Annotated in this window: 10 protein-coding genes; 2 read left to right on the plus strand and 8 right to left on the minus strand. The window is 61.1% G+C overall.

Annotated elements, in window-relative coordinates:
* The first annotated feature begins 350 nt into the window (after positions 1 to 350).
* Complete coding sequence (lexA, locus tag WNY80_RS18615; RefSeq protein WP_342888917.1) at positions 351 to 1,067, plus strand: transcriptional repressor LexA; 717 nt, start codon at positions 351 to 353, stop codon at positions 1,065 to 1,067.
* Positions 1,068 to 1,098: 31 nt separating this feature from the next.
* Here lexA and WNY80_RS18620 read toward each other — a convergent pair whose 3' ends face one another.
* Positions 1,099 to 3,570 carry a ComEC/Rec2 family competence protein gene (locus WNY80_RS18620; RefSeq protein ID WP_342888918.1) on the minus strand — a complete coding sequence of 824 codons (2,472 nt, stop codon included), beginning with the start codon at positions 3,568 to 3,570 and terminating at the stop codon, positions 1,099 to 1,101.
* Between the two features lie 317 nt (positions 3,571 to 3,887).
* Between WNY80_RS18620 and gltA the strand changes: the two genes are divergently transcribed.
* Positions 3,888 to 5,177: a citrate synthase gene (gene gltA, locus WNY80_RS18625; RefSeq protein ID WP_342888919.1), complete on the plus strand. Its 1,290-nt coding sequence runs from the start codon at positions 3,888 to 3,890 to the stop codon at positions 5,175 to 5,177.
* 171 nt (positions 5,178 to 5,348) lie between these two features.
* Here the strand turns inward: gltA and lpxB are convergent, their stop codons facing one another.
* The 7 genes from lpxB to rseP form a co-directional block, all read right to left on the minus strand.
* A complete protein-coding gene (gene lpxB / locus WNY80_RS18630) occupies positions 5,349 to 6,512 on the minus strand; it encodes a lipid-A-disaccharide synthase (protein ID WP_342888920.1) in 1,164 nt (387 codons plus the stop codon).
* Positions 6,500 to 7,393: a UDP-2,3-diacylglucosamine diphosphatase LpxI gene (gene lpxI, locus WNY80_RS18635; RefSeq protein ID WP_342888921.1), complete on the minus strand. Its 894-nt coding sequence runs from the start codon at positions 7,391 to 7,393 to the stop codon at positions 6,500 to 6,502. The genes lpxB and lpxI overlap by 13 nt, the downstream gene beginning before the upstream one ends.
* A gap of 5 nt (positions 7,394 to 7,398) precedes the next feature.
* A complete protein-coding gene (gene lpxA / locus WNY80_RS18640) occupies positions 7,399 to 8,229 on the minus strand; it encodes an acyl-ACP--UDP-N-acetylglucosamine O-acyltransferase (RefSeq protein ID WP_342888922.1) in 831 nt (276 codons plus the stop codon).
* Complete coding sequence (gene fabZ / locus WNY80_RS18645; protein WP_342888923.1) at positions 8,229 to 8,699, minus strand: 3-hydroxyacyl-ACP dehydratase FabZ; 471 nt, start codon at positions 8,697 to 8,699, stop codon at positions 8,229 to 8,231. Before fabZ ends, lpxA begins: the two co-directional genes overlap by 1 nt.
* On the minus strand, positions 8,696 to 9,760 hold the full coding sequence (lpxD, locus tag WNY80_RS18650; protein WP_342888924.1) for a UDP-3-O-(3-hydroxymyristoyl)glucosamine N-acyltransferase: 1,065 nt from the start codon (positions 9,758 to 9,760) through the stop codon (positions 8,696 to 8,698). Before lpxD ends, fabZ begins: the two co-directional genes overlap by 4 nt.
* Positions 9,761 to 9,810: 50 nt before the next feature.
* Positions 9,811 to 12,156 carry an outer membrane protein assembly factor BamA gene (bamA, locus tag WNY80_RS18655; RefSeq protein ID WP_342888925.1) on the minus strand — a complete coding sequence of 782 codons (2,346 nt, stop codon included), beginning with the start codon at positions 12,154 to 12,156 and terminating at the stop codon, positions 9,811 to 9,813.
* Positions 12,157 to 12,360: 204 nt separating this feature from the next.
* On the minus strand, positions 12,361 to 13,485 hold the full coding sequence (rseP, locus tag WNY80_RS18660; RefSeq protein WP_342888926.1) for an RIP metalloprotease RseP: 1,125 nt from the start codon (positions 13,483 to 13,485) through the stop codon (positions 12,361 to 12,363).
* Positions 13,486 to 13,512 lie beyond the last annotated feature (27 nt).

Consider the following 13,512-nt stretch of genomic DNA (forward strand, 5'->3'; position numbering starts at 1 on the left):
AGTTCCTTGCGAATCGTTGACCGGCAGGCCATGCCGTAATGGTTACACGCTTCCCGGAGACAGGATCTCCGGGTTGTCCGAACTGACTGCCCTGTGTGATCACGCAGCACAAACCGGCCCTGGCAAATTGGCGTAGAAACGCGTCGGTTTGCCAATGAAAACAATCCATTATCCGGAATTCGTTGGCGCAACCATCACCCCGTTGCGTGTTCTGTTCCCGTTTACGGTTCGCACCCCCGATGTTCTTTCATTGTTTCTTTACCCCTTGCGGAACACATATGGAACATGATACCTGAGTTCTGGTTTTGTTTCATTCCGACCATCGGGCCGGCCACCGGGGTAATTTGCCAATGTTGACGCGCAAACAGCACGAACTTCTCCTCTTCATCAATGAACGGATGAAGGAAAGCGGAATACCGCCTTCGTTTGACGAGATGAAAGATGCGCTCGACCTGGCGTCCAAATCCGGCATTCACCGGCTGATCATGGCGCTCGAGGAACGCGGCTTCATTCGCCGCCTGCCCAACCGCGCACGGGCGCTTGAAGTGATCAAGCTGCCTGACAGCTACCAGGCCTCGCTGCAGCCGCGCCGCGGATTTTCGCCCAGCGTCATCGAAGGCAGCCTAGGCAAGCAGCCTGAACCCGTGCGCCGCGCCACGCCTGCAAACGACGAACCGTCGCAGGTGGCCGAAGTGCCTATGATGGGCCGGATTGCCGCCGGCGTGCCGATCTCGGCGATCCAGAACATCACCCACAACATCACCGTGCCTGCAGAAATGATCGGTCCCGGCGACCATTACGCGCTTGAGGTCAAGGGCGATTCGATGATCGACGCCGGCATCTTCGATGGCGATACGGTGGTGATCCGCAACATGTCGACGGCGAGCCCCGGCGACATCATCGTGGCGCTGGTCGATGACGAGGAAGCGACGCTGAAGCGGTTTCGCCGCAAGGGCGCGTCGATTGCGCTTGAAGCCGCAAACCCGGCTTACGAAACCCGGATTTTCGGGCCTGACAGGGTCAAGGTGCAGGGCAAGCTTGTCGGCCTGATCCGGCGTTACCACTGACCAGACGCCACGTCCGGCGAACGCTCAATGCTCAGCCGGGCAGATCGAACTTTCCGGTTCGCCACTCATAATAGCGCTGGACCGTCCACGGCCGGATGACGCCTTGCAGTGCGGCGTTGACCTTGAATCGGGGGCTCGCCTTTGTCTTTTGATATCCATCCTGTCCCCCGGCAGCAGATTGCGCCTCCCGGCTGACGGTAATCGCCAGTGAACCCGAGCGGCGCAGACTGCGCGATGTGATGAGCATGGCGCCTGAACGACAGGAAATCATGTAGACCGGGATCGCGACAACCACCAGATCTGCCTGGTCACACGCTGCACCAATCAGTGCTGCCTGATCGGTCGCGACAATCGCAGCCCCGGCATGGATCGCCACGCAGGTGCCCCGGCCGGCGCACTGAAAACGTGACGGCCGCAGCGTGGCGGCTGCAAGCAAGCGTTCGAGGATGGCGGCGACCGGCTCCGTGGCTGCGTCAGGATCTGAACCGGATTTCATGTTTGGCTCGGCAACAGGTGGAAGATGCGGCGCACCACGCATGGCCGTCTGCCATTGGCCGAACACGAAGCTGTTGGGCCGCGCGGCGTTGCTTGCCAGTCCCGACGGGCTGGACAATCCCACCAGATGACCGGTTTCGCTGATCAGAATGTCCGGCCTTGGACCAGCCATCGGCGGCAGGGTGAACATCAGACCGACAGCGATCAGCGCCAGCCCGGCAAGACGCAACCGGCTTCTCAGGAACACCAGAATTACGAAGCCGGTCCCGGCGATCAGGGTGGCCGTCAGCGGTATTTGCCCGACACTGAAATCTCCGCCGAGGCCGTGGACATAATTTGCCGCGGCAATGACGCCCTCAAGCCCCTGCCCCATGATTTTCAGCGGGCAGGCATCCAGGCCGAATGGCATGAGCAGCATTGCCAGAAGTCCGGCGGGCATGACAACAAATGTTACCAGCGGCATGGCCAGCAGGTTGGCCAGAAGTCCGTTGCCTGCGACCCGGTGGAAGTGATGGGCGGAAAACAACCCGGTGGAGAGACCGGCAACGAGCGACGTGACAGCCAGACCAAGCAAGGCCTTTGCCGCAAATGCGAGCCAGCGGCGCGGTGCTGATCCGGAGGCACTGCTGCCCGGTGCTGCGGATCTGTGCCGGGCGCGAAGGGCAATCGCGGCATAGGCCGAAATCAATGCAGCGGTGGCGGCAAAGGACATCTGGAAGCCTGGGCCGACAACCGCGGAGGGCGAGATCAGGATAATCACCATTGCCGCCAGCGCGACATTGCGCATGGTCAAGGCAGGCCGGTCTGCCAGCACCGCGACCAGCATTATGGTGAGCATCACCCAGGCGCGCTGGGTGGAAACGCTGCCACCGGAGATCAGCAGATAGGCGGTGGCGGTCAACATCGCGCCGACGGCTGCGATTTTCTTGACCGGCCAGGCTTCCACGAGAGCCGGGAAGACCGCGAGCCCCTTGCGGATGCCGATGTAGAGCGTCCCGGCGGCAAGCGCCATGTGCAGTCCCGAGATCGCCAGGATGTGGGCAAGCCCGGTTGCGCGCAAGGCCTCGACCACCGGCTTGCTGATGCCGCGCCGGTCAGAGACTGCGAGGGCTGCGGCGATGCCGCCGGGGTCTCCCGGCAAGACCTCGCGGATCCTGGCGGACACATCTTCCCTCATGCTCCTCAGCCCCAATCCGAACGACTGGATCCAACCCGCCGCGGTCTCCGCCCGGCTCGATGACACTGTTGCCTCGACTGGCGCGCGATAGAAATAGCCTTGTGCGCCGATGCGGTCGACAAAGGCGCGGAAGGCAAAGTCATAGCCGCCCGGCATGACCGGACCGGAGGGCGCGGACAATCGCGCGCGCCCAGAAATCTTCGCCCCGACCGGCAGCACCATGTGGCTGCTCCGGGCCGAGAGCCGGACGCGCAAGGGCGGGCGCCGGATCTGCGGATCGGCGGTGGATGCAAGCCTGACAAGGTACCTGACCCTGCCATCGGGATCGAATTCGCGTGCCTGAACCGTGCCGGTAATCGTTGTCGTCACGTCTGAATCAAGCAAAAGCGCGCCATTGTGCACCTCGATGCCGGAGGCGAGAGCACCGGCGAACAAGGCCGCAAGGTAACCGGCGCATCGGGCGGAGGTGATATGGCGCTCCCGGCTCAGACCCGCGACAAGCAGCGCTACCATCAGACCCGCAGCGACAAATACCAGTGCGGGATCGGTGGGCGTCATGTAGAAAAGACCTGCACCGGCGCCCATTGCGACGGGAAGGAACAGGAAGGCCAGGCCATGGTCCTTTTCCGCTGAAACAGCCGCCGCGAAGCCCTTGCGCAGACGGGTTGCGGAGCTTTCCTCGTGCCGGACAAGCGGCGGTGTGCTCAGGCGTTTGGCTTGTCGCAGAACCACCGGCGCGACAGGATCTGCGTGCGGCCCGGCAGCCGGTTTCACGGCCCCGAACGCACCGACTGGTTCGCGCTCAAATCCTTCGCGTTTTGCCTGCATCATGCACGCCTCGCCTGAAGCCTGCCAGACTACCACCGAAACGCGCAACAATGCCACCGTGAATTGCAATCACGACACCCACCCCACAACCGGCCATTGGCCGCTCACGCGGGCTTGCACCGTGGTGTTTGTCGCGCAATTCCAAAGTGTTACCATTTGCTAAAGCCCGCCGTTGCAGGCCTTTGCATATCCGCTCCCCGGCGGACAATTAGCCATCTGCATAGCTTGGCAGGGTGCTCCAAATCAGATAGCTAGACGCCTGACGGTCATCCAAGACGTCGGCCAAGCGCCGAACGCCTGCATTTGTGGAAGGACATGCCATGGCAGACAAGAACGCAAAAATCAGTATGGACGGCAAAGAAGTCGAACTGCCGATCAAAACCGGAACCATCGGCCCCGACGTCGTCGACATCGGCACGCTTTACAAGAACACCGGAGCCTTTACCTACGATCCGGGCTTCACATCCACGGCGTCTTGCGAATCCAAGATCACCTTTATCGACGGCGACGAAGGCATTTTGCTGCATCGCGGTTACCCGATCGACCAGCTGGCCGAGCACGGCGACTTCCTCGAAGTCTGCTACCTGCTGCTTTACGGTGAACTGCCGACGGCGACACAGAAGGCCGATTTCGATTACCGCGTGACCCGCCACACCATGGTGCACGAGCAGATGAGCCGGTTCTTCACCGGTTTCCGCCGTGACGCGCACCCGATGGCCGTGATGTGCGGCTGCGTTGGCGCCCTGTCGGCGTTCTATCACGATTCAACCGACATCACCGACCCGCATCAGCGGATGGTCGCCTCGATGCGGATGATCGCCAAGATGCCGACCCTGGCGGCGATGGCCTACAAATACCATATCGGCCAGCCCTTCGTGTATCCGACCAACAACCTCGATTACGCGTCGAACTTCCTGCGCATGTGCTTTGCCGTGCCGTGTGAAGATTACGAGGTCAATCCGGTGCTGGCCCGTGCCATGGACCGGATCTTCATCCTGCATGCCGACCACGAGCAGAATGCATCGACATCGACCGTGCGTCTTGCCGGTTCGTCGGGCGCCAATCCGTTCGCATGTATCGCAGCAGGCATCGCCTGTCTCTGGGGCCCGGCACATGGCGGCGCCAATGAAGCCGCGCTCAACATGCTGGCGGAAATCGGCACTGTCGACAAGATCCCGGAATATGTGAACCGCGCCAAGGACAAGAACGACCCGTTCCGCCTGATGGGCTTTGGTCACCGGGTCTACAAGAATTACGACCCGCGCGCCAAGATCATGCAGAAGACCACGCACGAAGTGCTGGGCGAACTCGGCATCAAGGACGATCCGATGCTCGAAGTGGCCATGGAACTGGAGCGGATCGCGCTGACCGACAGCTACTTCATCGAGAAGAAGCTGTACCCGAACATCGACTTCTATTCGGGCATCACGCTCAAGGCGCTGGGCTTCCCCACGACCATGTTCACCGTGCTGTTTGCTCTGGCGCGCACCGTCGGCTGGATTGCCCAGTGGAGCGAAATGATCGAGGATCCGGGCCAGCGTATCGGCCGTCCCCGCCAGCTCTATGTCGGCGAAGCCGCACGCGACTACGTGCCGGTGTCCAAGCGCTAAGCGCAACACCGGACATGACCTGTCGAGAAAGCGCCTTCGGGCGCTTTTTTGATTCCGGGGGAACAGTATCCGATCAACCCGGGGGCGGCTGACACCGGGCAGGCAGCGCGGGACTGCTCGATACAACGGCATCCTTAGTGCAAGGCTGTGGCGACAGGACGGCGGGCGGCTCTAGTTGCCTGCAAGCACGGACAGAAGCGTCCGGGCGGCCATTTCAGATGCCGGCACGCCGACTTCCATGCGCGAGCGGATCAGATCGAAATCGGAAAGCATGGCAGCACGATGGAGCGTATCGGCTGAAAGCTGGTTCGCCTGGCGGGCCAGGCGCTCGGCGCGGATCTGGCCGTCGTAATACTCTGACACGACGACATGGCCGGCAATCATGTTGGGCAGTGCGGCGGTCCAAGTAACGATCAGGCGCGACAGCAGGCGCGAGAGCGGATCGAGCTTGTAGCAGGAGATATGCGGAATCCCGGCAAGCGCGAGTTCGAGCAGCACGGTGCCGGAGGCGGCAATGGCGACATCGGCCTCGCCGAAAGCCTGCCACTTGGCAGCCTCGCCGGTGACGATCCGGCATTCGACATCCCAGCCGAGAACCTGGTCCCGGATCTGGCGTTCCACATGGGCGCCGGCCGGGAGCACGAAACTCATGCCGGGGTTGAGCGTGGCCAAAAATTGCGCCGCTTCGGCCAGCACCGGCGCGAGGCGCTTGACCTCGCTGCGGCGCGATCCAGGCAGGAGAAGGCAGACCGGCGGCCTTGCGGACGCATTCGCGTTCCTGCGTGCCTTCTGGGCCTCATAGGCCGCATTCAGCCCGGGATCCTCCATCAGCCGGTGTCCGACATAGGTCAGCGGCGGGCCGTTGAGGCGCTCGACGATTTCCTGCTCGAACGGAAACACCGAGAGCACATGATCGACATAGGCTTTCATCGCCGGTGCCCGTTCAGGCTTCCACGCCCAGACCGTTGGGCAGACGTAATTGACAATCTTGAGATCCGGCAGGGCCTTGCGAACCTTGCGGGCAACCCGATGACTGAAATCCGGGCTGTCGATGATCAGCAGGCAATCAGGTCTTGCGGCAATGATTGCATCGGCGGTCTGGCTGATGCGCATGATGAGTTTGGGCAGCCTGGCAATGACCGCGGAAAAGCCGATGAGGGACAATTCCGTAAAGTCGAAAAGCGATGTCAGCCCCTCGGCGATCAGCTGCTCGCCGCCGACACCGACCAGCTGCGGCTTATGACCTGTCTGGCGGGCGATCTCGCGGACCAGCCCGGCGCCGAGGATGTCACCGGACGGTTCGCCGGCAACGACTGCCAGTTTCAACGGGGACATTGGCCCACCTCGTCTTCCCGCGGCTCGATGCCGGTCACGAACAGGCCCAGCCGGTCTGCCTCGGCGACGACGCGGTCGCGCTCGAGTACCAGGGCACGACCCGCCTCGATGGCGACGCCCGACAATCCGGCCGCGTGCGCATTGATCACCGTATCAGGCCCGATCGACGGCAGGTCGGCACGCTCGTCCTGACCCGGCTTGCACAGCTTGACCAGCACGCCGCCACCTGCCGAAGACAGCCTCTTGCTGGCGCGCAGATCCGCCACCCGCTCAAGCATCGCATCGGTGCCCTCAAGCCCTTCCATGGCAATGACGCGGCCACCTACCGCAACAGCCCCCTGCCCGATGTCGAGCCTGCCAAGTGCCAATGCTGCCCGTGACGCTGCCGCGATATTCTCGAGATCGGCCTTGCCCGGCCCCAGGCGTCCTACCGGCCCGGCACGGCCGAGCAGATCCGGAGCCACCTGCTGTGCAGCCAGAACCCGGACGCCTTCGTTCTCCAGCACCTTGATGGCGAACCGCAGCAGCTTGTCGTCCCCGGCAGTCGTGAAGATACGAAACGAGGACGCAAACGCAAACAGCGAGCGCCAGGTGGGGCGGAGGTCGGCCAGATCAGGGCGACGCCCGATGCCGCCGGCAAGCACGACTGAGCCGATGCCTTCGCGGCGAACGGTTGCAGAAAACGCCGACAGGTCCGCAATGCTGATTTCACTGGTGTCAAAACCGGACCAGTCCTGATCGGCTTCATTCCTGATCCTGAAAATATAGGGATCATGACCAAGCTTGCGCGCAGCTTCGGCCACCAGGACCGGAAAGCGTCCCCTTCCGGCTAGAATGGAGAGGCGTCCGTCGATGTCAGGTGCACCCGGTGCAGCACTCACCGGTTTCAGCCCCGTTGACCCCGGGCCGGCGAGGACAGCGCACGTTCGCTTTCAGCATCGATGAAAGCGATGATATCGGACACGGCCGCATTGTTGTCGGTCTGCTCGCGAACGCGGGCGATGTTCTCGCGGATCGGAGTGGTCGGATCGAAGATTGCCTTGAAGGCCCGGCGGACCGCGTGAATGTCCGGCTTGCCAAAGCCCGAGCGCTGCATGCCGATGATGTTTAGGCCCATCAGCACACCGGGATTGCCATTGAGCATGCCATAGGGAATGACGTCATTGTTGACCGCCGCCAGCCCGCCAATGAAAGCGTGATGGCCAATGCGGACAAACTGGTGAACCGCGGCACCGCCGCCCATGATCACCCGGTCACCGATGGTGACATGGCCTGCCAGCATGACATTGTTGGACAAAATGACATTGTTGCCGACATGACAATCATGGGCCACATGCGAATAGGCCAGGAACATGGAGTTGTCGCCGATCGTGGTCTTGCCACCGAAATCGGGCATGCCCGGATGCATGGTGACACCTTCACGGATGGTGCATGACTTGCCGATGATCAGCTCGGTGTCTTCGCCCTTGTAATGAATGTTCTGCGGGGCGCAGCCAAGAACCGCATTTGGGAAAACCACACTTCCGTCGCCGATGGTCGTGCAGCCCTGAATGACGACATGGCTCATCAGTTGCACATTGTCGCCAAGCCGGACCTTGGGGCCGACATGACAGAACGGGCCAATCTCGACATTCATGCCAAGTTGCGCACCGTCCTCGACGAGGGCGGAGGGGTGAATGCGGGCCGTGTGAAGGGCGGCAGGCGCAGGCGTTGTCATCAGGACTCGCTTTCTCCAGGAGCCAGCATGGCTCCGATATCCGCCTCGGCGGCTTTGACGCCATCAACCAGCGCTTCACAATGGAAGCGCCAGATGTTGCCGCGCTGCTTGATTTTGGTGACATGATACTCAAGCCGGTCACCGGGAACGACCGGCTTGCGGAACTTGGCGTTATCAATGGTCATGAAATAGACGATGTTGTTGCCGCCGCCAGTGGCCTTGGCACAGATCGCTCCAGCGGTCTGGGCCATGCCCTCGATGATGAGAACGCCGGGCATGATCGGATTGCCGGGAAAATGGCCGGTGAAATGCGGTTCGCTGGCGGTAACGTTCTTGATGCCGATGGCCGAGTTGTCAGCGTCAATGGATTCGATCCTGTCGACGAGAAGAAACGGGTAGCGATGCGGCAACAGCTTCATGATCTCGCGGATGTCAGCCGATTCCAGTGTCTTCGTTGCGGTTTCCGTCATGTGGCTTCTCCGCCCTTTTTCCTGTCTTTTCTGCCAAATGCACGCTGATTGGCTTCAACGGCGTCTCGCAACACACCGGTCATCGGGCGTGCCGGCTGGCCGCCCCAGCGTGCTCCGGCAGGCACATCCCCGGCAACGCCGCTGAGCGCCGCCAGCTGTACCCCGTCGCCGATCGTCACATGACCGGCAATACCGGTCGCCCCGCCAATCATGACACCATTGCCAAGGGTTGCGCTGCCGGCAATACCAACCTGGGAGACGATGACGCAATGTCTGCCGATGCGAACATTGTGGGCAATCTGGACCAGATTGTCGATCTTTGTGCCCTCGCCGATCACCGTATCGTCCAGCGCTCCCCGGTCGATGGCGGTGTTTGCGCCGATTTCCACGTGGTCCTGGATGATCACCCTGCCGATCTGCGGGATCTTTTCCAAGCCCTTCGGGCCCGGTGCATAACCGAACCCGTCCTGGCCGATGCGTGCGCCAGGATGAATGATGACATGATTGCCGATCAATGCATGCTGAACGGTCGCACCATGGCCGATGTGGCAATCACGGCCGATACGCGTTCCCGGGCCAATGGCGGCCCCGGACGCAATCACCGACCCCGCCCCTATCTGGGCTCCGGCACCGATCACGGCCAGCGCCTCGACCACAACGCCGTCTTCCAGCGATGCCGACGGGTCCACGATGGCCGTTTCCGCAACACCGCCTGGCGTTGTCAGCCGCAACGGCTTGACGGCGGCAGGCACCAGAACAGCGGCAGCACGCGCAAAGGCGGTCTGCGGCGCAGGCACGACCAGGGCCGCGACACCGGACGGAACGTGTTCGGCGAGCTTGTCTGTCACGAAAACAGCAGCAGCGGTGGATTTGGCCAGATCCGGAAGCGCCTTCCGGGTGTTGGCGAAGCTCACTTCGGCTTCACCAGCGCGCGCCAGTGGCGCAATCCCCGTCACCATGCGGCCGGCAAAGGACGGGTCAGCAAGTTCCGCTCCGCAAAGACCGGAAAGGTCCGAAAGCGACATGCCTTCATGCGGAGAGAAGAAGCGATGATTGTCCATAAAGAGACCAGATGGAAAGACCGGGTGGCGTTGCCGCCACCCGTGACAAGTCAGAAGCGTGTCGAGGCGCCGAAACCGAATTTCTTGACGTCGTCGTAGCTCTTCTTGACGACCGGTTCGGCGTAGTAGACGCGAAGCGGACCGAACGGAGAAGCCCACATGATGCCGGCGCCGACCGAAGCACGCCATTCCATACCGGTACCAACGAGGCTCTGCGTGCCAAGATCAGTTGAGCTGATCTTGTTGCCGTAAAGCGTTGCGGCATCGGCAAAGACATTGAAGCGAAGACCGAAATCGCGTGATACCAGCGGCATCGGCGCGGAAACTTCAACCGTACCGTTGAAGTAGGTCGTGCCGCCTGCGGCGCCGACATAGTCGGTGCCGTTGAAGACGCGCGGGCCGATACCCCGGGTGTCGAAACCACGGATGGTTTCCTCCCCCACGAACAGGTGTTCAAACACGCGAAGATTGCTTCCGGTCGCAACCACGTTGCCGGCACCGACGCTGACCTGACCGATCATGTCGGCCGATTCAGACAGCATGTGGAAATAGCTGGCCTTGGCAGTGGTCTTCAAATATTCGGAGTCGAACCCGAGACCGGCATATTCCTGGGTGAATTTCGCTGAAATCCCCTCACGCGGCAGAATAGCATCGTCAAGCGTGTTGTAGGACAAGGTGTAGGACAGCGCACCGGTGTCATATCCACCGGCATTGACCACGGCTTGTTCCGGGTTTGACGTGATCGACGTCGTCGAAACATCGGTAAACTTGGTCTGGGTGAACTTGAATGCGGTCGTCAGATACAGGTTCTCGGTGATCGGCGCTCCAAGGCGCAGGTTGACGCCCTGAACCGTTTCGTCGAACCCGGTGTAGCTGGTGTCGCTCTTCTTGAAGACATCAAAGCCGGCAGCAAGGCGATAGCCAAGGAAATAGGGCTCGGTGAAGGACAGCGTATATTCACGCGTGTCGGCACCGCCACCAACCGATGCGCGGATGAACTGGCCGCGACCGAGGAAGTTGCGCTCGGTGATATCGATCGTCGCGGTGAAGCCGTCGGTGTTGGAATAACCGCCACCGATACCGAATTCGCCGGTCGACTGGTCCTTCACATCGACGATCAGAACAACACGGTCAGGCTGCGAGCCGGGCTGCGTGGAGATATCGACAGACGAGAAGAATTTCAGATCTTCCAGACGCTTCTTGGCGCGGCGGACCAGGACCTGGTTGAAGGCATCGCCTTCGGACAGGTCGAATTCGCGGCGGATCACGTAATCGCGGGTCCGGGTGTTGCCGCGGATCTCGATGCGCTCGACATAGGCACGGGTACCCTCGTCGACCAGATAGACCACGGAGATGGTGCGGTTGTTGTAGTCACGATCGCCGCGCGGGGTGATCTGCGCGAAGGGATAGCCCTGGGTCGCGACACGGTCGGAGATCGCCATGATGGTGTCTTCGACGTCCTTGGCGCTGTACACCGAACCGCTGCGGGTCTGGATCAGGCCCTTGAGCGAGTCGGAATCGATGCCCGGCACGGTGCTCTCGATGCTGACATCGCCGAACACGTAACGCTCACCCTCTTCAACCGTGATGGTGACAACATATTCGTTGTTGGTTTCATCAAGCTCGGCAAACGACGAAATCACACGGAAGTCGGCATAACCGCGGTTGTAGTAGAAGCGCCGCAGCAGCTCTTCGTCAGCGCGCAGCTTGTCCTCGTCATAGACATCCTTGCGGCTGAGGAACGACAGCAGGCCGGATTTCTTGGTGGTGATGACATCGGCCAGGCGTCCGTCGCCAAATGCCTGGTTGCCGACAAAGTTGATCGAGGAAATCTTGGTGCGATCGCCTTCGTTGATTTCGAACGCGATGTTGACGCGGCCGCCGTCGAGCGGAACGATGCGGGTGGTCACGGTCGCATCGCTGCGCCCCACCGCCGCATAGGCATCACGGATCGCCTGAACATCGGCCTGAATGATGAGATCGTTGTAGGCACCAAGCTGGCGGCTCTGAACGACGTTCTTGAGAGCGGTGTCCTTGAGCTTCTTGTTGCCGTTGAAGACCACCTGGTTGATGATCTGGTTCTCTGCGACGGTGACGATCAGGGTCGAGCCGGAGACACTGATCTGGACGTCGGAAAACAGACCTGTCGAGAACAACCGCTTTACCGAATCATCGATGTCGTTGTTGTTGAAGCTGGCGCCAGGCGAGATTGTCAGATTGCCGCGCACGGTCGATGCGTCAACGCGGGAATTTCCCCGGACGTCGATGCGATTGACGACTGCAGCTTCTGCGACTGTAACTCCCGCAAGCGACACGGCGCCCGCACCTGTCACCACGATCCCCGCGGTCAGCGCAACTGCTGACACAGCGTTCAAAAGGTTTGAACCGGCCTTCATTGATCTTATTACCTTTTTATTACTCGGATGCCCCAAACGGCGGCACACATCGTGAGTCATGACTTGTGCCCGTTTTACCCGCTTTTGCCATACAAGCAAGGGACGGAGTTAATTTCTGTTTACTTCCTTTGCATACGTGGCGAATTGGCCACGTCTACCCGCTATCAAGGTAAACAGACCGTTAGCACAGCCTGCCCCCCGGTTTCAACCAATCAACATGGATACGTCATTCCAGGTGGCAAACAGCATCAGCGCCAAAACCAGCGTCAGACCGATGCGGTAGGCCCATTCCTGGGCAACCTCGCCGGGAGGACGGCCGCGGATAGCCTCGATGGCGTAAAAAGCCAGATGCCCGCCGTCCAGCATCGGCACGGGCATGAGATTGAGCAACCCGATGGAGACCGAAAGCACCGCAGCGAGCTGGATCAGCGCGCCGATACCAAGCGTCGACATATCCTTGGAATATTTGGCAACACGGATTGGGCCGCCAAGCTGATCGGCCTTTTCACGACCGGTGATGATGTTGCCGATATAATCCACAGTCCGTGTGACGATGTACCAGCTTTGGGCGACACCCTCGCCGACGGCTTCCAGTGGCCCGTACTCACGGACCCGGAAATTGCCTGAATCATTGTTGGTGACAACACCGATGCGGCCGACTTCCATCTTGTTTCCGAACGGGTCGGAGATTTCGGTGCGTGCCGGCGTCAAGGTGACATCGAGCAGGCTGCCCTGACGCTCGAGAGTGACCGTTATCGGCACTTCCGGCCGCACGCTGACATAGCGCTGCACATCATCGAAGATTTCGACCTCTACGCCGTCGATGGCGACGAAGCGATCACCCGGCAGGATGCCTGCGGCCTCGGCAGCGCTGGCCGGCTGGACCTGGGCAACCACCGGATCGGCGACAACGCGGCCATTGACGCCGAACATCACCGCGAAAATGGCAATCGCCAGAATGAAATTCGCGACCGGCCCCGCGACCACCGTGGCAGCCCTGCGCCACAAGGCGGCCCCGGGGAAGGATCCGGGCTCATTCGCGGCCTCCGCGCCAGCACCCGCTGGCAGGCTGGCGGCATTCTCGTCGCCACGAAACTTGACGTAGCCGCCCAGCGGAATCAGCGACAGCTTCCACCGGGTGCCATGCTTGTCGGTACGTCCGATGAGTTCACGACCGAAACCAACGGAAAAGACATCGGCATGAATGCCGCACCAGCGACCGACCAGGTAATGCCCCAGCTCATGGAAGAAGACCACGATGGTAAGCACCAGCAGAAACGGCGGCAGGGCGCTGAGGATGTTTCCAGCCGAAGAGGTCAGAAATTCCATGAGATCGGATCCTTTCATGACGCAAGC

The sequence above is a fragment of the Hoeflea sp. AS16 genome, from assembly GCF_038900095.1.
Classification (GTDB): domain Bacteria; phylum Pseudomonadota; class Alphaproteobacteria; order Rhizobiales; family Rhizobiaceae; genus Hoeflea.